At 42.0% G+C, this 24,520-nt stretch carries 22 protein-coding genes and 1 pseudogene; 5 read left to right on the top strand and 18 right to left on the bottom strand.

The window, feature by feature from the left end:
- Nucleotides 1-24: 24 nt before the first annotated feature.
- Genes CO230_RS10880 through CO230_RS10855 form a run of 6 tightly spaced genes read right to left on the bottom strand, consistent with a single transcriptional unit; the run spans nt 25 to nt 5,478 of the window.
- A complete protein-coding gene (locus tag CO230_RS10880) occupies nt 25-1,173 on the bottom strand; it encodes a glycosyltransferase (RefSeq protein WP_122028618.1) in 1,149 nt (382 codons plus the stop codon).
- Nucleotides 1,174-1,176: 3 nt separating this feature from the next.
- A complete protein-coding gene (locus tag CO230_RS10875) occupies nt 1,177-1,737 on the bottom strand; it encodes an acyltransferase (RefSeq protein WP_122028617.1) in 561 nt (186 codons plus the stop codon).
- Nucleotides 1,734-2,894, bottom strand: coding sequence for a glycosyltransferase (locus CO230_RS10870; RefSeq protein ID WP_122028616.1), 1,161 nt, complete (start codon nt 2,892-2,894; stop codon nt 1,734-1,736). The genes CO230_RS10875 and CO230_RS10870 overlap by 4 nt, the downstream gene beginning before the upstream one ends.
- A 9-nt stretch (nt 2,895-2,903) precedes the next feature.
- A complete protein-coding gene (locus CO230_RS10865; protein WP_122028615.1) occupies nt 2,904-3,893 on the bottom strand; it encodes a glycosyltransferase in 990 nt (329 codons plus the stop codon).
- Nucleotides 3,894-3,914: 21 nt separating this feature from the next.
- Entirely contained in the window at nt 3,915-4,913 is a 999-nt protein-coding gene (locus CO230_RS10860) for a glycosyltransferase family 2 protein (protein WP_122028614.1), read from the bottom strand.
- Nucleotides 4,914-4,923: 10 nt separating this feature from the next.
- The gene (locus CO230_RS10855) at nt 4,924-5,478 is read right to left on the bottom strand and encodes an acyltransferase (RefSeq protein WP_228438140.1); all 555 of its coding nucleotides are present in this window, start codon (nt 5,476-5,478) and stop codon (nt 4,924-4,926) included.
- Nucleotides 5,479-5,556: 78 nt separating this feature from the next.
- Between CO230_RS10855 and CO230_RS10850 the strand changes: the two genes are divergently transcribed.
- The gene (locus CO230_RS10850; RefSeq protein WP_122028612.1) at nt 5,557-6,552 is read left to right on the top strand and encodes a glycosyltransferase; all 996 of its coding nucleotides are present in this window, start codon (nt 5,557-5,559) and stop codon (nt 6,550-6,552) included.
- On the opposite strand, the gene CO230_RS10845 is transcribed toward CO230_RS10850, so the two are convergent.
- On the bottom strand, nt 6,553-7,581 hold the full coding sequence (locus tag CO230_RS10845; RefSeq protein ID WP_122028611.1) for a glycosyltransferase family 2 protein: 1,029 nt from the start codon (nt 7,579-7,581) through the stop codon (nt 6,553-6,555).
- Nucleotides 7,582-7,689: 108 nt separating this feature from the next.
- Entirely contained in the window at nt 7,690-8,805 is a 1,116-nt protein-coding gene (locus CO230_RS10840) for a glycosyltransferase (protein ID WP_162990031.1), read from the bottom strand.
- A gap of 33 nt (nt 8,806-8,838) precedes the next feature.
- On the opposite strand from CO230_RS10840, the gene CO230_RS10835 reads away from it, so the two are divergent.
- The gene (locus CO230_RS10835) at nt 8,839-9,660 is read left to right on the top strand and encodes a glycosyltransferase family 2 protein (RefSeq protein ID WP_122028965.1); all 822 of its coding nucleotides are present in this window, start codon (nt 8,839-8,841) and stop codon (nt 9,658-9,660) included.
- On the opposite strand, the gene CO230_RS10830 is transcribed toward CO230_RS10835, so the two are convergent.
- The 10 genes from CO230_RS10830 to CO230_RS10785 all read right to left on the bottom strand — a co-directional run bounded on the left by CO230_RS10830 (nt 9,631) and on the right by CO230_RS10785 (nt 19,594).
- Complete coding sequence (locus CO230_RS10830; protein ID WP_122028609.1) at nt 9,631-10,791, bottom strand: glycosyltransferase family 4 protein; 1,161 nt, start codon at nt 10,789-10,791, stop codon at nt 9,631-9,633. The two genes, CO230_RS10835 and CO230_RS10830, sit on opposite strands and share 30 nt — an antisense overlap.
- The gene (locus CO230_RS10825; protein WP_122028608.1) at nt 10,776-11,672 is read right to left on the bottom strand and encodes a glycosyltransferase family 2 protein; all 897 of its coding nucleotides are present in this window, start codon (nt 11,670-11,672) and stop codon (nt 10,776-10,778) included. Before CO230_RS10825 ends, CO230_RS10830 begins: the two co-directional genes overlap by 16 nt.
- Nucleotides 11,672-12,502 (bottom strand): glycosyltransferase, encoded by an 831-nt coding sequence (locus CO230_RS10820; protein ID WP_122028607.1) that lies wholly within the window; start codon nt 12,500-12,502, stop codon nt 11,672-11,674. The genes CO230_RS10825 and CO230_RS10820 overlap by 1 nt, the downstream gene beginning before the upstream one ends.
- The gene (locus tag CO230_RS10815; RefSeq protein ID WP_122028606.1) at nt 12,502-13,311 is read right to left on the bottom strand and encodes a glycosyltransferase; all 810 of its coding nucleotides are present in this window, start codon (nt 13,309-13,311) and stop codon (nt 12,502-12,504) included. The genes CO230_RS10820 and CO230_RS10815 overlap by 1 nt, the downstream gene beginning before the upstream one ends.
- Nucleotides 13,311-14,150: a glycosyltransferase family 2 protein gene (locus tag CO230_RS10810; protein WP_122028605.1), complete on the bottom strand. Its 840-nt coding sequence runs from the start codon at nt 14,148-14,150 to the stop codon at nt 13,311-13,313. Before CO230_RS10810 ends, CO230_RS10815 begins: the two co-directional genes overlap by 1 nt.
- Nucleotides 14,147-15,013: a glycosyltransferase family 2 protein gene (locus CO230_RS10805; RefSeq protein WP_162990030.1), complete on the bottom strand. Its 867-nt coding sequence runs from the start codon at nt 15,011-15,013 to the stop codon at nt 14,147-14,149. The genes CO230_RS10810 and CO230_RS10805 overlap by 4 nt, the downstream gene beginning before the upstream one ends.
- Nucleotides 15,010-16,287, bottom strand: coding sequence for a polysaccharide ABC transporter ATP-binding protein (locus CO230_RS12490; protein ID WP_228438139.1), 1,278 nt, complete (start codon nt 16,285-16,287; stop codon nt 15,010-15,012). Before CO230_RS12490 ends, CO230_RS10805 begins: the two co-directional genes overlap by 4 nt.
- Nucleotides 16,288-16,387: 100 nt before the next feature.
- Nucleotides 16,388-17,236, bottom strand: a complete 849-nt coding sequence (locus tag CO230_RS10795) for an ABC transporter permease (protein ID WP_122028603.1) — start codon at nt 17,234-17,236, stop codon at nt 16,388-16,390.
- 30 nt (nt 17,237-17,266) lie between these two features.
- Complete coding sequence (locus CO230_RS10790) at nt 17,267-18,250, bottom strand: hypothetical protein (RefSeq protein WP_162990029.1); 984 nt, start codon at nt 18,248-18,250, stop codon at nt 17,267-17,269.
- A gap of 33 nt (nt 18,251-18,283) precedes the next feature.
- Nucleotides 18,284-19,594, bottom strand: coding sequence for a UDP-glucose dehydrogenase family protein (locus tag CO230_RS10785; protein WP_122028601.1), 1,311 nt, complete (start codon nt 19,592-19,594; stop codon nt 18,284-18,286).
- A gap of 177 nt (nt 19,595-19,771) precedes the next feature.
- Between CO230_RS10785 and rimP the strand changes: the two genes are divergently transcribed.
- The 3 genes and pseudogenes from rimP (at nt 19,772) to infB (ending at nt 24,435) form a co-directional block, all read left to right on the top strand.
- Nucleotides 19,772-20,239 carry a ribosome assembly cofactor RimP gene (rimP, locus tag CO230_RS10780; protein ID WP_122028600.1) on the top strand — a complete coding sequence of 156 codons (468 nt, stop codon included), beginning with the start codon at nt 19,772-19,774 and terminating at the stop codon, nt 20,237-20,239.
- 54 nt (nt 20,240-20,293) lie between these two features.
- A complete protein-coding gene (gene nusA / locus CO230_RS10775; RefSeq protein WP_122028599.1) occupies nt 20,294-21,541 on the top strand; it encodes a transcription termination factor NusA in 1,248 nt (415 codons plus the stop codon).
- 72 nt (nt 21,542-21,613) lie between these two features.
- Nucleotides 21,614-24,435: pseudogene (gene infB, locus CO230_RS10770) on the top strand (translation initiation factor IF-2).
- Nucleotides 24,436-24,520: the final 85 nt, after the last annotated feature.

Genomic DNA, 24,520 nt, shown 5'->3' with positions numbered 1-24,520 from the left:
CAGTACAAATTTCAGTTATTTTTTTTAAAGACCATCAATTATTCCGATAATTTTCTCCACCGATTTTTCCAGACTGAATGGGATTTCGTAGTTTCCGAGGTTTCGTTGATAATCACGGAATTTTTCAGGATTCAGCAATGCCGTTTTCATTCCCGTATAAATTCCGTCTTCAGAATTTTCCATGATCAGTCCGAGTTGCCCGTCACACAGCATTTCTCGAACGCCCGAAACATCAGTGGCGATGATGTTCTTTTTTAAAGTAATGGCCTCAAACAAGACGGTCGGGAAACCTTCATACCTGGAGCTTAACACAAAAAAATCAGCTGCCTTGATGTGCGGATACGGATTGTCGCTAAAGCCTGTCATTTCTGCATGATCATCTAATTTAAGGTCATTTCTAAGTTTTTTGATATTCTCAAAATCGTAACCGTCGCCGATGATCTTCACTTTAAAACCAAAACCTTCGTCCAGCAATCTCCGCTGAGCTTTCAGAAGCCTGTCGAATCCTTTTTGCGGAAAAACAGTACCAACAGAAACGAATAGCGGCAGGTTGTCTTTGGCGGGTTCTAAAGGCTCAGCCGCTTTCTTCAGGATTTCTAATGTGTCGAGCGGGTTGTAGATCCGACAGATTTTCTGCTTTTCAACATCGTTTTCGGCCACACTTTCAAAGTCCTGTTTGATATGATCTGAAATCACCAGAATTTTATCGAAACCGAAAAACTTACGTATTTCTGCATCGTCGTATTTGTGAAAGTGCGTTTTTCGCAAATCATTATGAATCCAGACAATTTTTTTTGAAGATTTCAAAGGTGAATTGAGGATTTCGTCGCGCATCCCGTGTATCGCCGCGAACTCGATATCGTATTTTTTACCTTTTAAAATAGTTTTATAAAGAACCTTAGGGAATGTTTTTAAAAATCCCTGATACAACTTACGGAAGAGTTTTTCCGGCAAATCCTGAGGACGGTTTGTGGTAATCATTTCGCCTTTGTTCAGGTGCAGAATATTCACGAAATCAGGCACATCAGCCAAATATTTCCCCGAATAAAGATTGAGCAAAAGGTCAATCTCATATTTATCAGGCGGCAGATTTTTAAGAAAAGTCACCAGCACTTTTTCTGCGCCACCGTGCCGCAGCGAACCGATTCGGATAAGGATTTTCTTTTTCGCCACAGGTTATTTTACGGATTTATACGTGTAAGGTAAATTTTCTTTGATATATGCGTCCAGTGATGGGCGGTGGGCTTCAAGCGCCCTTGGATAAAGCGTGTTGTTCGCTAAAGATTTATCGCCATATTCCTCAACCGTGCAGATAAATCTGGCCGGAACACCCGCGTAAACAGAATTTGGTGGCATCGAAGAACTTAAGACAGAACCTGCGCCCAGAATGCAGTTGTCGCCCATTTCCACGCCGGGCAAGATCGTGCAGTTGTTGCCGATAAAGCAGTTTTTACCGATTTTTATACGGCCGAAATTTCGTGCATCCGCATATTTCTCCATCGAACGGATGACGTACATCGCGCCATCGTGGTTGATGAAGGTGCAGTTGGCGGTAATTTTCGACCGGTCACCGATTTCAATTAGGTAAGGTTCCGACCCGAATTTTGGGGCTTCCACAAAAATAACTTCCTTTCCTACTTTCAGGCCGCGCGCCTTGCAGACTTCAATGTAAGCTCGGTTGTAAAGGCTGCGCCACAGCGTATTGATTTTAAGGATGATTCTGTATGAAAATATCATTTTTTATCCGTTAGATTGATCAAAACCTGTTCGACAGCATTAAAAATATCTTGGTTATCAAATTGGTTTTCAATGGCTAAGAGGTTTTGCTTAATATTTAAAACTAAATTCTCGTCCGTTAAGAATTCCTTCATCGCGCGGTAGATTTCCTCGGTGTTACAGTTGATAAGCAGGCCGGTTTTTCGGTTTTCAATCATCAAACCCACATCACCGGTATCGGTCGCGATGATCGGTTTTTGCAGAATGAGCGCCTCCGCGATAACGAGCGGCCACGCCTCAGATTCCGAAGGTAAAATAAAGAAATTCGCGCTGCTGATGTAGGGATACGGGTTCATTTTGTTGCCCGCCAGCAAAAAAGTTCTTTCTACGCCGAGTTTTTTCTGCTGTTGGAGGAGGTTCGCGCGTTCTTCACCATCGCCGATTATCATCACCGAATGTTTAAAACCCTCGGAAATCAACCTGGCATGCGCCTCCATCAATTTATGGAAACCTTTGCGCGTGTGCAGGCGACCGACAGCTATGAAAACCGGTGCCGAAGGCATTTCCGGACGCGGCCCGGCGGCTTTCTGCTTTATTTCTTCAATGGCAACGGCGTTGATTATCACGCTTTCCGGCGGGTACTGAAGGCCCGGATGTTCACGGTGCATCAACTTTTTAATATTATCTGAACAGTACACGATGTGGTCAAACTGCGGAAACTGCCTGATAATCTGTGGTACCAGCACGGCGATTTTCTTTTCGTTAATTTCCGAATGAAACCACGCGATTTTTCTCGATTTTTTGTTGGAAGAATTCAAAACTTTGCCGAAATCCCGCCAATCCATCGCGATTTCGACATCAAATTTGTCTTTGAGCAGGAAGCGGTCGGTAAGTTGCGGGAATCTTTTTAAAAATTCAAGTTTCAGGCGGCGCAGCACGAGTTGCGCTTTAAAGACAAAAGGATTTTTGCTGAAATCTTCCTTTCCGCGAGCAATGGAAATCTTCTTCACGTGTGCCGGAATTTCGTTGCGCAATTCGCCCTGATCAAGACTTAAAAGTACCGTGAAATCGAACTTTTTCCGATCCAGATTATTCAACAAACTCAGCAACACTTTCTCTACACCGCCCATTTCCATAGAGCGGTGCCGAAAAAGGACTTTTATTTTTCTTGAAGCCATGAGTTTGATTTACAGTGCTTTATTAGATGAAATTTTGAATAGGAACGAAGATAATTTTGCCGGCAGTTTTTGATGAAAAAGAAACTGGGTGAATCTTTTGTCATTCGGGAAGTCGCGTTCGGCTTTCTTTAAAATAATAGCTAAACCCTCGCGATCCTGATATTTCACCGCAGTTTTAGCGGCAAACAACAGATTTTCCGCAGTTTGCTTAGCTTGCGGATCTAAAATATTTAAAAATACATCAGGTTCAAAAGTGTCATACGAATCCTCACCCGTCCGTTTTCGTTCAAGATAAAATGCACGCGCTTTTTCTACAAAAATCCAGCGTACCAGTTTCTCTGACTTTCGGGAAATTGACGAGTCTAAAATTCGGTATTTCAAAAGCGGCTCTTTGATATTCCCGAATTTATGCCCTTCAGCCATCAGCCTAAAGTAGAGGTCGTAGTCTTCGCAACCGATCATTTTTTCGCGGTAGAAGGTCTTTTTATCGTTCCGCCACATCAGCACGGGGTGAAAAAGCGAAATGTTTTTCAGCATATTTTGCCTGATTTCCGCATCGCTTTGCGGAGCTGTCAGTTTTTTAAAGGACATTCCGTTCTCATCGATGACATCCAAATCACTTCCGACCATGAAGATATCCGGGTTTTCGGATAAATAGTTCACCTGTTTTTCGAAACGGTCGAGTGCCGAAATATCGTCTGCATCCATCCGCGCGATAAAATCGCCTGTTGCCTGCTCTAAACCGCGGTTTAAATTTTTAATGAAACCAGCCGCGCCACGGTTCTGGCTATTTTTAATTAAAATTATCCGTTTGTCTGCGCTTTCGTACTCCTCCAGAATTCTTAAAGTACCGTCGGTGGAAGCATCCTCGATTATGATAAACTCAAAATACGGATAAGTCTGCTGCAGAATGGATTCCACTGCTTCGTGAAGGAATTTTTCGGCGTTGTAAACGGACATCACCACGCTAATTAAGGGTGGTTTTACCTTAAGCAACATGACTAAAAAGTATATTCGGTTTCATAAACTTTTTTTCAGTGTTAGAAAAAGGCTAGCGGTTTTAAAAATTTTAAACTTCAGTAAGATAAGCAATATTTTATTTTTTGATGAAGCTTTTGGAAATGAGATTTGCAGCAGTTTATTCTGTCTCATAATGATATATATCTTTCTCAAAATGCGTTTCGTGTTTAAATTTTCATCGCTTTGCCACAACAATTGAAGGCAATGTAAAAGTATGGCAGATAGTTTCTGGTTTTTGTAATCTATAGCATATTCTTTTTCTACAGTATCAGATTTAATTATAAAATCAAGAAATGTTTTTTTATGATAAAGATACCTGATGAATTGTTCGCTCTGAGGTCTTTTACTTAGTGAACTGGGTAATTGTCTGTAAAAATAAGAGGCGGTTTGCAGAAAAACGATTTCTTTAACATTTATAAGGTAATTATGGAAAAATATTTCATCCTCATTAGTGACACCGTCGGTAAAGTATAGTTTTTTTTCGCGGATTAGTAGCAGATTAAAAAGTTTATTAGATACATAGCCCTGTGTTTTTTTGTAATCTGTAATAACTTTCTGTAACTCTAGGGGTAAATTAAAAGTTTCGTTACGATAACCTTGTGTCCGTTCTTCGATATGATTCGGAAATTTTTTAATTAAGTCCTGAACTACCAGCTTATACTTTGATGGTGTATGATACAGATAATCCTGCAAAAATGTAGGCCCTACCCAATCATCACTATCTATAAAATTTACGAAATCACCATTTGCGTTACGGATGGCTAAATTCCGTGCCCGGCTTACACCAGAATTAGTGCCGGTACTTAAAAGTTTAAAGCGTGCGTCTGTATTGCACCATTCTTTTGCAATTTTTGCAGAATTGTCTGTACTGCAATCATCAATCAGAAGGCACTCCCAGTTTTTATAAGTTTGTAGGTATATAGATTCGATACAGTGGTTCAGGAACTGTTCGGTATTATAGATGGGTACAATAATCGTAATTAACGGTTTTAGTTCCATTTAGTTTGCGTTACATAATTTGAGTTGTAAAAAGTTTTGTGTTTGAGGGTACATCTTTTCTAACCACGCAACCCGCGCCCAAAATCACATTATCACCAATCGTAACGCCTTTCAGGATGATGCAGTTGGCGCCGGTCCACACATTATTCCCGATTTTAATCGGCGCGGTATTGAATTCGGTTTTAGAAACTGAAAACGGTTCAGAAGTGTATTTGTGATTATGATCAAAAATCTTCAGACCTTCGCCGAGGATGCAGTTTTCGCCGATTTCGATGCGGTCGAGGCACGAAATCGTCGCCCGCGTAATATAGGTGTCTTTGCCTATGATCAAAGAGGCACCGGGTTTAACGGTGATGAAATTATATTCGTTAATACTGACATTTTCTGCGATTTCGATAACAGCTTTTGCATCCACCGTAATCCGGTTGTGTTTGCCCAGCCGGAAACTTCTGTGTACGCGGCTTTGCGCGTTGGCCAAAAACTGTTGACGCTGCGCGAACGACAGCAGGCTGTGCAGAATTTCGTAAATTTTCGAAGCCGTTTTTGCAAATAAAGATTTTGCCATCATGAGTGTCTTTGCGGTGCAGACAAAACTAATGATTTGAAAATATATTTAAGTATTTTTGGCAAAATATCACTTTAAATGCCTCCATTAGTCACCATTTCGATTCCGGTTTTCCGTTGTGAAGATTTTATTTTAAAATGTCTGGAATCTGTGCGGACGCAAACTTATAAAAATATTGAAGTTTCGCTGATCAATGACCAAACGCCTGATGACAGCGTGCGTATTGCAAAAGATTTTATTCAAAAACACCAACTGCAAAACTGGCAGATCTCTCATTTAGACCAGAATTCCGGACTGTCAGTAGTTCGCAACAAAGGAATTGAAACTGCGACCGGTAAATACCTTTTTTTTCTGGACAGTGACGACTACCTAAAACCCAACTGCATCGAACTTCTGGTAGATATCGCGGAGAAAACCGAGGCTGAAATGACGGTTGCACAGCTGGAATGTCAGCAGCTGCAGACCGGCCAAAGATCTATCTGTATACCACTTACGTCTCCGCACGAAATAATCGAAGGAAATGTGGCGGTAATGACGGCATTTGCGCGCGGCGAACTGGTGACCTATGCTGTTAACAAACTGATTTTGACGGATTTTATACGCCAGAACGAAATTTGGTTTGTGCCGGGTCTTTATGCGCAGGACGAACTCTGGACGTTTCATATGATGCTGAAACTTAAGAAAATTGCGATCACCAAAGAGCTGACATACACTTATGTTTTGCACGAAAAATCGGTAATTCACAACAGAAACCGTCGGCATTTCGATAACTGGGCTACGATTATCGGCCATTTCGCCACTGAACTAAAAACCGTTAAAGATAACGAAATCCGGAATCTAATCCGCGCCCATATCGTGAACTATAAAACGATGACTCTGGTGATGAACTGGAAGGCGAAACAGGACTCCGATGAGTGGCTTTACAGCTTTAAACTTTACCAAAAGTATCCAAATCTGCGTTTTACCGATTATTTCAGTGGCAGTTTCAGTGCTTCCGTGAAAAAAAAGTCGCTAAAGCTGATGCTACCGCCACAGATCGCCGTACGGCTTTTCCGGTGGATGTATTACCGCTGATTATTTTTTGAAAGTATAGTACAGGCTGAACAAATTGAAATTCGACAGTAAAACCTGATGGAAACGCTTCACAAAGCCGGAGAAATTTTTGAAGAGTATTGCCCTTTCAATTTCGCTAAAAGCCTTTTGTAGCCGCAGTTCCTGGCGCTCACGCTCCTCTGGCGGCAAGTTTTTCCGGAAATGTCGGAAAGCTTTCATGGCATCGATCAAATTTTTGTAGGCAACCAGTTCAAAAACTGCTTCACGTTCCTTGTAAATGCCGTTTTTTCTGGCAAAACGCCGCATGTACATATCTGTTGCCACCAGATCTGTTTTCTTTATGTTAAACGCTTTGGCCGAAGAATCCGGGTGCACGAAATGGGTGTAAATCCCGCTGCAGGAGCCGATGGCGGAAACATTTTGCAGAATCAGCCGCTCTACGATCTCGTCGGCGTTGAGCAGTTTTTCCGTAAATCGAAATGAAACTTTTTTAAAGATATCGCGCCGGTACAGACCACGGAAATGAAAGTCATAACGCCCGATTGTAAGTCTAAGAGCGTCTTCACCACTGATTTGAAGGGGCTTGTAATCTGCCTCATTCTGGAGCGAAAAATGCAATGAGTGGATATTTTTAATTTTCCCATCCGGATAAACGGTCTTCACGATCATTCCCACCATGTCCAGTTCCGGGTTTTTTTGGAAGGTGTCAACGGCTTCCGCGACGGCGTTGGGCGACAAAAGATCATCATGGTCAAAAAGCATTATCAGTTCACCAGTGGCGGCATCCTGCCCGGCCGCTTTCGCATATTGGGCAGTGCCTTCGTTCGGTTTGTCGATGATTACAATTCTGGGATCTTTTGCTGCATAGGTTTTCAGCTGTGCGAGTGTGTCATCCTTCGATCCATCATTTACACAGATCAATTCAAGGTTTGTATAAGTTTGGCTAAGCAGCGATTCCATTGCCTTGTGCACAAAATTTCCCAATGAAACTGAGTTGTAGAAAGTTGCAATGATGGAGACTTTTGGATCCATTAGAGGTGATGAATTCATCTGAGTTTTAAAATTAAATTATTTCCTGAAAAAAGCACATTGTGAAACTTTGGCATTAAATGAACCGTTACCCGGAAAATCGGGAGAGATGAGCACATAATCTGTTTCTCAGCTCAGCTTTTTAAGCACATTACGGATCTTTGCGATGTTTTTCTCATTGATCATGATTTCGCAATAATCGTGCTTTATCCTTTTTGAAAAAGCTTCCAGAACATCACGGTTATCGTACAGATAAATAATCGCGTTGGCCATTTCATCTATATCACGGTTGATGAAGATTCCATTTACACCATCCTGAATAACCATTGAAGGTAAACCAATAAATGTAGAAACAGAAGGGATATGCGAAAGGCAGGCTTCACAGAACATCGTGGGTGCGCCGTCACCACTTGACGCTATCACCGCAAGATCTACGTCATTATAGAACTCGATCATTTCTTCATAAGAAGCATTAAACGAAGTTTTCAGGCGAACCTGTCGTCCAGTAGCGAGAACTTTTTCCACGGCCGGCTCGATGACCTCGAAAAAACCTTTCACGGGGCGGTGGGGGTTTCCGGTCCAGCCTAATGTGAATATTTCACTTTTTATTTTCTTAACGCCGAAACATTCCTCTTTGTAAATGCCGAGCGCAAATTCCAAGTTATGTGTGTATTCTTTGTACGCATTGATTAGATTATCATTGGCAAGCAGCAAAAAATCATAATGTTTCAGATAGCGCTCAAAAAATTCGCCACGGGATAGCGCGTTGACATCGGTTTTTGTCTTGATGTCGTATGCCGGACCAAGATGCGGAAAGCAGTCATTGAAAATACCAACTAAATTCTTTGTTCCTTTAAACGGAATGTCTGAGCTGTATTGGAAAAAATAAGCCATTGAAACCAAAAAATCAAAGTTCACTTTTTCAATCTCACGGCTTTCATCTTCGAAGGGAACGACTAGGTTTTTTGTATATCGCGGAAAAGAGTAGTTGCCGGACGGATGGATGAACTGCACCTTGCGCTTGTCGCACGAGAATATTTTAAGGGAAAAAAGACGGATCGCCGCAAGCAGGTTCCACAGAAAGATCTGAACCGAACCCCTTTTTTTCACTTCTTTGATGCGGTAAGCTTCGTTACACACATAGTAGCAATCATACTCATCAGCTAATTTAAGCGACCATGATTTCACCATGAAGTAAAAAGCCCAGTCTTTAAAATCGACTTCGAACAGAATAGTTTTTTTCATACAGAGGGTAAAAGTAACTAAATTTGTACATACATGAAATTCACCATCTTCACACCTACCTACAACCGTGCACATTTGCTTCCCCGGCTTTTCGGGAGTTTGATGCAACTCGATTTCCATGATTTTGAATGGCTCATCGCAGACGACGGTTCGGCCGATGAAACTAAAAGCGTAGTTTCTGAGTTTGCTTCCACTGCACATTTCCCCATCCGGTACTTTTGGCAGCAGAATCAGGGTAAGCATGCAGCGATCAATCTGGGTGTGAAGGAAGCTTGCGGAGAATTTTTCTATATTGTTGACAGCGATGACTGGCTGCCTGCTGATGCGCTGACGATCATTTTAAAATTTTGCCGCAACCTACAACCAGGGCTGGCCGGTGTATGCGGAAAAAAATCTGTAGGCAATAAAACTGTCAATCTTCCCTTTGATCAAAAGGTCTGCACGCCAGTGCAGATTAGATATCAATATGGTATTGCGGTTGACCTTGCAGAAGTTTATCGGACCGACATTCTTAAAAATTTTCCGTTTCCAGTTTTTAAGGGTGAAAAATTCGTAACTGAATCAATGGTTTGGTTCAGAATCGCACAACATCATAAAATGCTATATTTTGACGAGGTCATTTGCCACTGCGAGTATCAGCCGGAAGGATTATCAAGCAACTACAGGAAGCTGATGGAAAACAATCCGAAAGGGACACTGCTGTATTTCAGTGAATTGCTTAAATATGATATTCCGCGCGAAGCGAAGAAAACCGCGGCAAGAAATTTCAATTCCATCGCGCAGCTCAATGGTTACAGTCGGTTTTGGATTTTCCGAAAACTGGGCCTAAGGAATTATCTGCGTATATTTTTCTGAAATTCCGGTGAATATCGATTTCATTCTGTCACCCCAAATCTTCCAGTTCAGTTCTTCGTCATATTTTCGGCGCGCGTTTTCAGACATTTGTTTCAAGCGGTCAGGATTGGGCAGGATTTCGCGTTCTATGAGGTTGGCATAGTCTTGCGCAGACGCTTTTTCCGGTAACAAAAAACCAGTTCTGCCGTCTTCTACGATGGACGAAACACCGCCTGTATTGGTGCTCAGGACAGGAATTGCAAAACCGGCCGCTTCGCAAAAAGCAATCGGCGAACAGTCGGTGCGTGTCGGCACGAACATCAGGTGTGCTTCGGCAAGATGACGTTCTATTTCAGCTAATTCTTCGGGCTTATTTTTATTTAAAAACGGAATAATTTCCACAAAATCTTCATCCACATCAGGCGTGCAGCCCATAATTTTAAATTTCAGACAATAACCTTTTTTATGCAGAATTTTGATGGCTTCGAGGGCAATATCTCCACCTTTACGTTCCCAACCGACACCTGAAAAAAGCACATTCAGCGGTTCGGAATAATTTTTTTCATGCAGTGGAACTTCCGGTACGCCGAGATTGGCGCCAAACTTAACGACGGAAATCTTTTCGGTAGGGATTCCGTACGTTTTGTGCGCATCGTCCGCGGCCCATTCCGAAGAAAAAATGAGATGAGTTGAATTTTTCAAGGCTTTTTCCTCAAGAAGACGCGTGATTTTTTTGGAGAGCCAGCCTATTCCCATAAACCCCGGATTGTACCCTATCAGTTTATTAAAAGTTCCGTCATTCAGGTAGATGATCGGTTTATTGATTTTTAAAAAGGCGATTTCGTTGAGATAGGTAGGCGAAAAAAGCAGGTCAAAATCAATTTTTTGAAGTGCTTTTTCAGTCTTTTTGGAGGCGAGAAATGCCTTTAACACAAAATGGTGCGTATTGAACCTGCGTCTGAAAACACGTTCATACGTTTTTTGAATAAAAGAAAAAACCTTTTCTTCCGAAGCCGAAAATGTAGCGGTTGGCACCCAGATAATCTCAAAACCCTGCTCCTGCAAAGCTTCGTACATCTTGAACATCGTTCCGGACCAGTGTCGCCGATCATCTAGCGGCTGGCTGCTGAGAAAAGCTATTTTTGCTGCCATTTCTTCATTAAATAAATTCTCAGGATCTTATATTTTTTTAAAATCCAGATGATAAACTTGAAAGCGGTTGTAAAGTCGCGGTTTTTCAGCGCTGACTGATAGCCAATTCTGCTGCGCGTGAAAATCTGCCAGTCTGCAATACTTTTAATTTTACCACGATGGTAGTTCCCAATGGTCTGATCTAAAATATTGTGAACCAAGTCTTTATTTAAATTGAAGCCAAACGAAATTCCCTGTTCATGCCTTCGGTAAGCTGACATTGTCCGACTGATTCCGTACAGTTTTCCTGTGGTGGAAGCGGCTAAAAACAGAATCGTGTCAAAATAAAGCAACTTCGGATCCTGAAGTGTTTTTTTAAAGGCTTCAGACTCCAACACATCGCGCCGCATCACCACCGAAGCCGTGTGTATGGTCCAGTGACGGTAGATTTCCTCTGCTGAATATTCGCGGTCTTCCACAGGCGCGAAAATCTTACCGTCATATTCAGGATGTGGCGAAACGTTGGTCACCTGATGAAAAGTGAGGGCACAGTTCGGATTCTGATCCAGAAAGCTGGTTTGTACAGAAAGTTTTTCGGGATCCGTCCAGTAGTCATCACCTTCACAGAACGCGAGATACTTGCCCGTAGCTTGTTTTAGAGCAAAATAAAAGTTGGGTGTGGCGCCAATATTTTGCGGATGACTGAAATATTTAACATTGAAATTGGCAGGCGCCTCCGCGATTTTCTGGCGGATAACCGAGTCGGTATCATCGGTGGACGCGTCATTACAAATGATCAGTTCGATTTCTCCCTGGAAGTCCTGCATGAAAATTCCGTCAAGATTTTTTCCAATGAAATCCTGGTGGTTGTAAGCGAGGACGATGATGGAGAGTTGAACCATTAGGCAAGTATTTCTTTAAATATAAGTTTTGAAGACTTCAAAAGACCGCGAAAACCCAAAGTGGAAAATTTAGAATATTTAAGCAAATAAACTATGATTTTTGTTTTCGGATAACTAAATTGTTTGAGGTAAGCGTAAAACTTCAAAAATGAAAACACTTCTTTTTTTTTATTGATTTGTTGTCCGCGGGGAACCGAATAAAATTTTCGGGAGTGGATCAGCGTGTCCATCCACTCGCGGTTCAGCGAATTTACGGCGTATGAAAAGTGCGCAATTTTTATATTTGAGATTACGATATTTTGATACTTAGCTACAACATTTAACGAAAAAACAACGTCGTAGCCATGGAATCCAGAAATTTTGTCATTAAACCGGAATTCGTTAAACACCTCCTTTCGTACCGCCATGAAAACACCGTCGATGACCGATGCTTTTTTATTTTCAGTTAGATTATAGTCGCCGATTAAAGTGCCGTTTTCATATTGTGTGTAGTGGCTGAAATTGTTTTCAAACAAATTCCACCAGGCAAAAGGAACGTTCGGCACATAATCACTCCCCAGAACGCCGATTATGCCAATGTTTCTTTTCCTTAAATAATTAACCACAATTTCGCCCCAGTTTTGCGTACGAAATTCTACATCTTCATGTAGAAATAGCATATTCTCAAATCTCGCTTTTGCTGCACCGAGATTGTAGGCCTCGCAAATACTCATCAGATCAGGGTTATCAACTTTAATCAGTTCATACGGTACGCCAACGGTTTCCGCAATATTTTTTTCAAGCGCAGAAAAGTAATGGGGCTGGTATGAGGAGATGATGATGGAGAGCATTATTTGGCTAAGAGTTCTACAAAGTTTTTTAATGCAGCCTTATAACCGATATATTGCGGCTTGCAATATTTTAGTAAGACCAGTTTCCTTTTTTCCGGATAGAATTTCAACATATTAGAATTCAAGAAAACATAATACCTCAGTTCTTTTTTTTTATCAATTTTCTGGTTGGGAGGCTTCTTGAAATGTTTTCTCACTTTTAACATATCGCGCCACCACTGTGTATCTGGTTTTCCAAGTGAAAAATGTTTTAACGCAATGTCTGTAACCACAATATTCTGATAAAAATAGCTAACTCTAACTGAAAAATCCACATCATAAGCATGGAAACCTTTAATTTTTTTACTAAACTTAATCTGTTTCCAGACATCTGTTCGACAGGCAAGAAAGACCCCATCAAGAGCGTAGCAATTTTCGGTCTGGGAAAGCCGGAACTCCTCCAAAAATTCTTCATCTTGATACTGTTTTAAATGTATTCGGCGGTCACTTAAATTATCCCACCACGCGAACGGTACATTCGGTACATACACGCTTCCGGCTAGCCCGACAACACCTGTGTTCGGTTTTTTGAGATGCTTGATGAGATTTTCGCCCCAATGGTGAGTTGTAAACTCCACATCTTCGTGTACAAATAGCAGAAACGGGTTTTTTGCCTGTTTCGCTCCTTTGTTGTAGGCTTCGCAAATACCCATTAATCCGGGGTTGTCAATTTTAATCAGCTCATACGGTACGCCAATTGTTTCCGCGATATTTTTTTCAAGCGCAGAGAAGTAATGGGGCTGGTATGAGGAGATGATGATGGAGAGCATTATAGTTTTTCGATCAGTTTGAATAGCAATTTTGAAATGCTGTTCTTTCGAATTTTTCGCAGCAGCGTATCAGTTTTCTTCTTTAATTCGTCGCGTTCGTACCTTAATTCTTCGTTGCTGTTAATTAAATCATGGTAAACGCCAAAATTCTTATGATAGATTTCTGCGTGTTTGTAGTAAATATCAGCAAGCGTCCTTTGTTTTTCAAGTTTGTTCTTATTAATCCAGATGTCGCGGGACATTTCCTTTCTTCTGTAGAAAAAGCCTGTGAAATCTAGTCTGAGCACTTCTTCATCCGGTATGTCTTTTAATAGTTTAATCCAGAATTCCCAGTCTTCATATCCAAAAGTAAAAGTTTCATCATAGCCATTTACTTTTTCCCAATCTTGTTTCCTGAAAAACGCTGATACGAAGATTAAATTTTCTTTCAGAAGTTGCTTGTAGCTATAGTTTTTAAGATGGAAAGGAAGTGTAGTTTCCCCAAAAAACTCGGCCTTACAATAAATGATTTTATATCCTTTTTTAATACTTTCGATGGCTTTTTCAAGATAATTTTCTGCAATCTTGTCATCTGCATCCAGGGGCAAAATCCATTCAGCCTCTGTTTTGCTAATGCCAAAATTCCGTGCTGACGCTACGCCGCCGTTGTCTTTTTTAAAATATTTGAATCTATCATCTTTTGCCAGCCATTTTTTTGCGACTTCATGCGTGTTATCAAGACTTCCGTCGTTTACAATAATACACTCCCAGTTCATATCCGTTTGATTTAATACGGATTGTAGGCACTCATCTAAATACTCCGCCTGATTGTAACAAGGAACGATGACAGAAATTTTCATTTTTTTTGTAATATTCGTATCAAACTTTCCATTTTTAACTCTAGGTAGAGAAATGGTTTCTTTAGCGAAACAGGAAGATGTCTTGAGAAACTGGTTGGGTTAAGATGCATATTTCGTTTCTTCGCTAGAAAAGCATTTTTTTTATACAGGAGTTCAATGTTAGCCCGGTTCTGATATGAGGTGGACGAGGGATGGTAATGGTTTTGATGAAAAGCAACTACGTGATCCACAAAGTCTACTCTTAATTTCTGTCTCACTCTTTCGATAAATTCATCATCGTCATACGCAATCCCAAAAGCAAACCGCTCATCAAAACCGTGTAATTGCTGTAGATTTTTTTTCGAAATTGCTGTACAAAAATGATACGCCTTCGGTCTGTAAACGGAATGGTTGTACCAGCCCAATGCACCGTCTTTTTCTATAGTGTGCGAATTTTCGGAAATCGTTTTATTTAAATATTCTGTAGAAAATTTCTCATAATTTTCCGTGATATCCTCGTCTAAAGAAAAACAGCCAAAACTTAAATAATTCTGCTCATCTAAATGGTTATCTGTATAATCCAAGATATTCCCAAAATGCAGACATTCAGGGTTTTGAATGATTATTTTATCACCTTTGGCAGCTTTGAAACCAATGTTGAATGGTATGCACGAGTTGTGATACCATTTGTTATTCTTTTCGAGGCGGATGACTTTTAAGAATGGAAATTCCACAACCAGGTCTTCCAGCCTTTCCTCATCATCGCTTCCATCATCTACAGCAATAACCTCAAAACTATAGTCCACCTGTTGGTGCTTTATACTTAACAGTGTTCTTCTAAACAGTTTTTTTCTGTTGTAATAAGCTGTTACAATTGATATCATAGTATTTCGGTGCTTGCCCATCGGCTTTCCATCCCGGTTTTTCCAGGGCGCGAAATCCCAAATTGATGAAGAAACGAACTTTCGCCCTCTTCAATTTCAAATCTTATTTTAGATTCTGGTTCGTTATGAATTACTTTATTTGAATATGGTGAGTAAATGGCACATGTTGCGGTATAAAATCCACTGGTCAACAAAGATGACGGCAAGGTACATTTTAAATTAAATTTGCCCGCAGTATTTTTTAAAAAGCGTTCTGTTGGGTAATCGGCAGTCCAATAAACCAATTCATCATTCTGATCTTTAATGTCTAAAGTAATGTAGGCCTTAGGCACCGGGACTCTTACATCAACCTGAAAATTAAAAATTAAACTATCATCAGTAAACAGTCTGCTGTGTTCAGTAGGTCTTTCAAGGTTTACATGTAGAAGCTGCATTTCCAGATTGTGTTGTATTTCGTATTTTACCTCAAAGATTTTGTCTTGTGATACAAACTCCAAGTCATAGGTGTTCAGGACTTGATCCATATTCCCATGGGTTTTTATGAGTCCGTTTTTTAAAAGTATCCCAGTATCACATAAGTTTTTCACGGCTGCCATATTATGACTCACAAAAAGCACCGTCCTACCTTCGCCCTTACTCACAACGCCCATTTTGCCCAGGCATTTTTTCTGGAATTCGGCATCGCCTACAGCCAGAACTTCATCAACAATCAGGATTTCCGACTCCAGATGCGCCGCCACCGCAAATGCCAGGCGTACATACATTCCGGAAGAGTATCTTTTTACCGGCGTGTCAATATACCTTTCAACACCTGAAAAATCTACGATTTCATCGAATTTTCGCATGATTTCCTTTCGGGTCATCCCCAGGATGGCGCCGTTGAGGTAGATGTTTTCGCGACCTGTCATTTCGGGGTGAAAACCTGTGCCCACTTCGAGTAGTGAGGCGATGCGGCCATTTGTATATATTTTTCCCGTGGTAGGTTTGGTGACTTTACTTAAAAGTTTCAGTAGCGTCGATTTTCCCGCACCGTTACGCCCGATGATGCCGACAGCGTCGCCCTGTTCAATCTCAAAATTGATGTCGCGCAGCGACCACACATATTCCGAGTCGCCCTTTGTACTGCGGTCATTGGCCTCGCCAATCTTTAAATACGGATCTTCCTTGCCCCGCAATTGGTGCCAAAAACGGTTGAGGTCATGCGAAAGCGTGCCGGTCCCGACCTGGCCGAGACGGTATTGTTTTGAGATATTTTCAGCTTTTAATGCAAGCATTCTTTTTTAGTTCTATTGTGATTTAACGTAGTGCAGCTGGTTCAAATGTGTTTAAATTTTAAACCAAATACTTTACTCTTTTTACTTTTTCCCTAGCTCTTTACACAGTGTCCATGAAGCTTTTCTCAACCTTATTGAAAACCACCGTCCCGAGAGCTAATAATGCAAAAATAATGGCTGAACTGATGCCCAAAAGAGCGGGTGAAAAATCTCCGGACCCAAGCCAGCCATACTTGAAACACTCAAAGATTCCGGTTAGCGGATTGTAGTAGGCCAGTTTTTTCCACACTCCAGAGAGTGCTGAAAGCGGGTAAACCACGGGTGTCGCGTACATATAAAGACTTACGCCGAAGCCTAAAAGCATTTGCAGGTCGCGGTATTTTGTGGTGAGTGATGAAAAGATCATCCCCATCCCAAGTGCGAAGCAACCCATTAAAAATATTAAGAGAGGTGTCGCCAAAATCCAAAGATTTGGCTGCACTTCACCCTGAATTAAATAATAAATAAAAACAATTAAAAACAGCAGAAACTGTACGCCAAAGCGCATCAGATTGGAGATCACGATCGTGAGCGGCATCACGAGCCGCGGAAAATACACTTTACCGAAGATTGCCGCATTGCCTGTGAAGACATTTGAAGTTCCGGTGAGGCAACTTGAAAAATAATTCCAAAGGGTAACGCCGGCCAGATAGAAAAGAATTTTCGGAACGCCGTCTGTAGAGAGGTTCGCGATGTTTCCGAAGATGACCAGATAAACGATGGTAGTAAGGATCGGGTTGATGAAAAACCACAGCGGGCCTAGGATGGTCTGTTTAAATCCGGCCACAAAATCGCGCTTCACGAACATGTAGACCAAGTCGCGGTAACGCCATACTTCACGAAGTTTCAGGTCGAAGAGTGAATGGCGTGCTTCAATAGTTTCTGTCCATTGCTGCGGAGTTTCGCTCATAAAATTTTAAAATTTTAACTCAAAAATAGATTAATTAATTGATACACGCGAAAATTCAAGACGCGCCAGTACAAGTGAAGCTACGAACAAAGGCACATACAACCGAATTTCATAAATGATACCGCCATAAAAACACATGATGATATAAGGCGCACACAATAGATGGAACAGACAGATCTGCCCTGCTGTGTTGCGGTCTTTTGCTAAAAATATCGAAAAAAGGAAAAATACCAGCCAAAACAGTAAGCCTAAAAGATTTTTTGCTTCCGTGAAGTTCTGTGTGAGCAAGTCGCCGTCATTTGTAGTGAAGTTTTGGTTCAGCAGCCGTACCCCCGCGTAAACTGCAACAAAAGCAATGGCCAGCCACGCAACAGGCCAAATTGTTTGTTTTTTTAATCCATGGATTTGATATAGCATGGTTGCTGCCAAAGAAATACAAATCGCCGAAGACTCCCTGTTCAACGTAGAAACAGCTATGATGCCAAGCAGAATTAATAAACGGGGCGCTGAGTTTTTTTCAGAGAATCGTAATAGATAAAATATGAAAAGCAACATGAAAAACAATCCCGTCATATCATAAGGTACCAGCACAAACTGTGAAAATCCTGCGGTAAATATCAAGACGGCAAGTAACAGCGTTTTCTCAGCAGAAGTAGCGATGATATGGCGGTTTTCTAAGATTAAAACCATCATTATCGCAGCAAGGATCAGGAAGAATGTATTTAGCAGATAAAAAGACAGCATCATCTGCGGTTCGGCCTCCGGACTGAAGAATTTAAATTTAAATAATTGATAATCAATATTTAATGTAGATAAGAAGTCGTGCAGCCAAATAAGCAGAGTTGGGCCCAGTATTCGGTATTGGTACACCCCGGCATTAAACTGCTGTTGAAACTCGCTGAAACGAAGGATCTCTGCTGAATAGATATTCCCGAAGGCAAAATAAACCAGGCTGCTTACTGTAAAGGCCAGCAAACAGGCGAAGATCACCCGGGTAAATAAATTCAGTTTCAAGATTTGTGTGTGTGTTTTATCAGGGATCAGTGGTTAGCTGATGGTTCGGCGGCCGATAGATTTATAGTAGAAGCCAGAGTCTTCCACCTGCTCCAGCGCGAACATATTCCGACCATCAAATATGGCTTTGTGGCGCATTTTGCCGGCCATCATTTCGAAATTTGGGTTCTTGAATTCGCTCCATTCCGTCGCAATCAACAGGCAATCCGCATTTTCCAAGGCCGAGTACATGTCTTTAGCGTAAGAAATTTTTTCGCCAAGCAGGTTTCGTACGTTCTCTTCAGCTATGGCGTCATATGCGGTGATGTTTGCGCCCTTTTCGAGCAAAAGCCGGATGTTATCCAGTGAGGAGGCCTCGCGGATGTCATCGGTATTGGCTTTAAAAGCAAGTCCCCATATCGCAATGTTTTTATTCTTTATATCTCCGTTAAAGTATTTTTCAATTTCTGAGACAAGAATGATTTTCTGTTGTTGGTTCACTTTTTCAGTCGCTTCCAATAGTTGAAAATCAAAGTCTTCCTGCAGGCCAGATTTTATGAGTGCTTTTACATCCTTAGGGAAACAGCTGCCGCCGTAACCGATTCCCGGGAACAGAAAGCGGTGCCCAATGCGGTCGTCGGAGCCCATCCCAAGCCTCACTTTGTCAACATCGGCGCCTACTTTTTCGCAGTAGTTGGCGATTTCGTTCATGAAGGTGATTTTTACAGCAAGGAAAGAGTTTGCGGCATACTTGGTAAGTTCCGAGGATTTTTCATCCATGAAGATAATTGGGATGCCGGTGTTGGTAAAAGGCTGGTAAATTTTGGCCATAATCTCGCGGGCACGTTCCGATTCGCTGCCTACGATCACGCGGGCGGGATTCATCGAGTCTTCTACAGCAAAACCTTCACGCAGAAATTCTGGGTTTGAAACTACATCGAACGGGACTTGAGTTTTTCCTGCGATGGTGGCTTTTACTGTTTCCGCGGTACCTACAGGAACGGTAGATTTATTCACGATTACTTTATACTCGCTCATCCAGTCACCAATTTGGTTGGCTACCTGCAATACGTAAGAAAGGTCTGCAGAACCGTCTTCGCCCGGTGGCGTTGGCAGGGCCAGATAAATGACTTCGCTTTTATCAAGAGCTTCTTTCAGGTCCGTAGTGAAAAACAACCGTTCTGCCTGTATGTTGCGCAGGAACATTTCCTCAAGGCCGGGCTCGTAGATGGGTACGATGCCTTTTTTCATGTTTTCAACCTTCTGCCGGTCAATATCCACGCAGTAAACGGTATTCCCCAATTCTGCCAACGTAGTTCCGGTTACCAGGCCTACATAACCTGTCCCAACGATTGTAATATTCAATGTCTGAAGTTTTAGCCTGCAAATATAATAATTTACTGCACTAAGGTGGTTTGTATATGATTGATTTGTCGGGGGATTTGTGCTTTTATCAAAAAAAATGTATATTTGCACCGGATTTACGGATACACATGAAAAGGCCTTCGCAAGAATGCCTTTTTTCGTAACTCAAATTAAAATATGGAATTTAGGAACAAAATAGAGGAACTGCTGCAGGCCTTCCTCAGTGAAAGAGAGGATTTATTCCTGATTGATTTAAAATTTTCTGCTGCCGATGATATTACCGTCATTCTCGACGGGGATCAGGGGGTGACGCTTCAGGATTGTCTGGATGCCAGCCGCGCCATTGAGTTTAATATGGATCGCGAAGAGCACGATTTTTCTTTACAGGTAATGAGCGCTGGCCTTAGTGAGCCGCTGAAAACGCCACGCCAGTTTCGGAAGAATATCGGCAGAGAACTGGATATTCTGTTGACAGATGATACACAGGTTGAGGGCGAACTTGCTTCGGTAGATGAAGAGAAAATTACCCTCATAATGAAATACAGGAAACCGAAAGAAATAGGAAAAGGAAAGGTAGATGTTGTGGAAGACCGCGAGATTCCCTATTCAGAAATAAAAAAAGCACTGGTAACAATAAAATTTTAATTAACTAAAAGATGGATCTGCCTGGCGCAGCCTCATCACTTATCATTTATATATATGGACGGTTTAGCACTGATTGAAGCATTTGGCGATTTCAAGGAAGAAAAAAGCATCAGTAAGATTGACCTGATGGCGATTATTGAAGACGCCCTGAAAACTTTACTTAGAAAAAGATTCGACTCCGATGATCATTTCGACGTAATTGTAAACCCCGACAAAGGTGATTTTCAAATATTTCTGAACAAAACCATCGTAGAAGACGACATGTCTGAAGATGACGACCTTGAAATCGAAATCTCAGAAGCCAAGAAAATAGACCCGACTTTTGAAGTAGGTGAAGATTATACCGTGGAGATCCCTATCGAGCAGTTGGGCAGAAGAAGCATCCTTACCTTGAAGCAAATCTTGGCCACCAAACTGCAAGAGCATAACAATGCCATGCTGTACGAACAGTTCCGCGATAAGATTGGCGAAATTGTTGTAGGAGAAGTACATCACATCCGTCACAAACATGTGATTTTGCTGGATGATGAAGATAACGAGTTCATCTTACCGAAAGAAAACCAAATCCCCTCCGATTTCTTTAAGAAAGGAGAAAACGTGCGCGCTATCGTAGAAAGTGTAGATTTCAAAGGAGCAAAGCCACAGATTATTGTTTCGAGAACCGCGCCGAAATTCCTTGAGAAACTCCTCGAACTGGAGATTCCGGAGATTCAGGATGGTACCATCATGCTGAAAAAAGTAGTGCGGATCCCGGGCGAGAAAGCAAAAATCGCCGTAGATGCATATGATGACCGTATAGATCCGGTAGGTGCTTGCGTTGGTGTGAAAGGATCCAGAATTCATGGCGTAGTACGTGAGTTGAAGAACGAGAACATTGATGTCATTCAGTGGTCCAAAAACCCAGAGATCATGGTGAAAAGAGCCTTAGGCAATATCACGGTGAACAAGATCGAGATTAACGAAGAAACGCAGTATGCGCTCGTATATACACCAGTTGAAGAAATTTCCCGTGTGATCGGTAAGCAGGGGCAGAACATTCGATTGGCCTCTTGGCTTAGCGGCTACGAAATTGATGTGTACAGAGAAGCCAGCGAAGATGATGATGTGGAACTGAAAGAATTTGCCGGTACTGATGAAGGCGATATCGACCAGTGGATCATTGATGAGTTCGAAAAAGTAGGACTCACCACGGCCAAGAGCGTCCTTGATAAAGATACCGATGCACTGCTTAAAATGGTAGATCTTGAAGAAGAAACCATTGAAGATGTGAAGCAGATTTTGAAAGAAGAATTTGAAGACTAAGCTTCAAAATAACAACGTAACGTTAAAATACGTTAACTTTACAAAAAAATAAAACAAAAGTATAAATCTTACATGCCCAAAATTAGATTAAACAAAGCGGTCAAGGAATTTAATATTTCGATGTCTAGGCTGGTAGAATTTCTACAGTCCAAAGGATTCGAGGTAGAAAGTAATCCGAACGCTCAATTGGAAGAATCGGCATATTCTGCACTGAAGGCGGAGTTCGCAAAAGACGGTGAGCAGCGCAAAGCTTCCCACGAAGTGGTGATGATTAAAGTTCCGGAAGAAAAACTGGAGATCGAACCGTCTAAGCCCGAAATCATCAGGGCAAGAAACACCGCAAGACCTGAAACAAAAGTTTTGGGCAAGATAGATCTGGAGCCTAAGAAGCCGGAAATCCCACAGGAAAAACAACCTGAACCAGAAGCTAAACCTCAGCAGGAAACCGCTCCGGTTACTCCTGTAGCTGCCGAAAAACCAGGCTTCAAAGTGCTGGATAAGATTGATCTCTCCCAGATCGAAGGTAACAAGCCGCGTGCAGTTAAAAAAGAGCAGCCACCAGTTACCGAACAAAAACCGGCTGAGCCAGTGGTGGTTCCGCCTGCGCCAAAAACTGAAGCTCCGGTGGAAACAGCACCAGCTGCGGCAGAAGCACCAAAAGCTCCCGAGTCTAACGAACCCGAAAAAATTGAAACCGTTTACCAAAAACTGGATGGTGTTAAAATCTTGAAAGAAAAAGTAGATCTTTCGCAGTTCGATAAAAAACCATCAAGCAGTGCAGCGGCAAAAAAGAAAAGAAAACGCATTGAAAAACCAGGTACCCCAGGAACTGCTGGTAACAACAATCAGGGCCAGGGCAACCGTCCGCAAGGGCAGGGCGGCAATCGCCCCGGTGGTCAGCAGGGCAACAGACCTGGCTACCAGGGTGGCAACAACGCCAATAAAAAAGGCGGTGGCCGACGTGGCGCACCTACCATGCCGGTGGAATTAACCGACGAGCAGGTAAAAAATCAAATCAAAGAAACCTCGAGAAGCTTACCAATAAAGGAGGCAAGAACAAAGGGGCGAAATATAGAAAAGAGAAAAGAGTTTTCCGTCGCGAGCAAGACGAACTGCAGCAGGAAATAGATGCAGCAGACAGAACACTGAAGGTGACGGAATTTATCACCGTAGGCGAACTTGCAAGTTTGATGAACGTGAGTCCTACCGAAGTGATTTCTGCATGTTTCTCACTCGGTGTAATGGTAACCATGAATCAGCGTCTGGAAGCAGATACCCTCTTACTCGTAGCGGATGAGTTCGGTTATAAAATTGAATTCTCTGATGCAGACCTTGAGGAATCTGCCATCGAAGATGATGTGGATAATGAAGAGGATTTGGTAACCCGCGCACCTATTGTTACTGTAATGGGACACGTTGACCACGGGAAAACCTCCTTGCTCGATTATATCAGGAAAACTAACGTTATCGCCGGCGAATCCGGTGGTATTACCCAGCACATTGGTGCATATAACGTACAGTTAGAGAATGGGCAGCGTATTACCTTCCTCGATACTCCGGGGCACGAGGCATTTACCGCGATGCGGGCACGTGGTGCACAGATCACCGATATTGCGATTATCGTAATCGCCGCTGATGATGATGTGATGCCCCAAACCAAAGAAGCCATTTCACACGCTCAGGCAGCGGGAGTTCCGATGATTATCGCACTGAACAAGGTGGATAAACCAAACTCCAACCCAGATAACATCCGTCAGCAACTTTCATCAATGAATGTTTTAGTGGAAGAATGGGGCGGCAATGTACAGTCACAAGAAGTATCGGCCAAGTTTGGTAATAATATGGAAGCACTTCTTGATAAAGTGTTGCTTCAGGCAGAAATGCTTGAGCTTAAAGCAAATCCAAATAAGAAAGCGCAAGGCGTTGTAATTGAAGCGTCTCTGGATAAAGGTAGAGGCTACATCTCGACTATCTTGGTACAAAGCGGAACTTTAAGGGTAGGCGACTATGTACTTGCCGGTAAAAACCACGGTAAAGTAAAAGCCATGCTTGATGAGCGAGGCAAACCGCTGGAAACCGCAGGTCCGTCGATCCCTGTAACTATTTTAGGACTTGATGGGGCACCCACAGCCGGAGACAAATTCCGGGTGTATGAAGATGAAAGAGAAGCGAAAACAATCGCCACCAAGCGCGAACAGCTTCAGCGCGAGCAGTCTATCAGAACCAAAAAACACCTTACATTGGATGAACTGGGCCGTAGGATTGCACTCGGTGACTTCAAAGAACTTAATATCATCCTTAAGGGTGACGTGGATGGTTCTGTGGAAGCCCTTTCGGATCAGCTACAGCGACTTTCCACTCCGGAAATCAGCGTGAACATCATTCACAAAGGCGTAGGGCAGATTACGGAATCTGATGTGCTTTTAGCGGCGGCTTCAGATGCGATTATGATTGGCTTTAACGTAAGAGCTGGCGTAAACGCGAAAGACCTCGCAGATAAAGAAGAAATCGAAATCCGTACCTATTCGGTCATCTATGCCGCGATTGATGAGGTGAAGGAAGCGATGGAAGGTATGTTATCACCGGAAATCAAAGAGCAGGTGATTGGTAATGTAGAGATTCGTGAAGTGTTCAAGATTTCCAAAGTAGGATCTATCGCTGGATGTATGGTCTTAACCGGAAAGGTGACCAGAAATTCAAAAATACGCTTGCTGCGTGACGGCATCGTGAAATTTGATGGTGAGCTTGAAAGTCTTAAGCGTTTTAAAGACGATGTAAAAGAAGTAACCAAAGGATATGAATGTGGTCTGAACATCAAAGGCTATAATGATATAGAAGTTGGCGACATCTTAGAAGTTTATGAAGAAGTAGCTGTTAAGAAAAAACTGAAATAACTGCTTCGGATATGATAAAAACCTGCTTTTAAGCAGGTTTTTTTGTTTCAAGCTTTAATTTGTAATTATTCTAAATAATCTATGA

The organism is Chryseobacterium sp. 6424, from assembly GCF_003692615.1.
Taxonomy (GTDB): Bacteria; Bacteroidota; Bacteroidia; order Flavobacteriales; family Weeksellaceae; genus Kaistella.
Note: the sequence above shows the minus strand (reverse complement) of the source record. Positions and strands in the feature narration are given on the sequence as shown.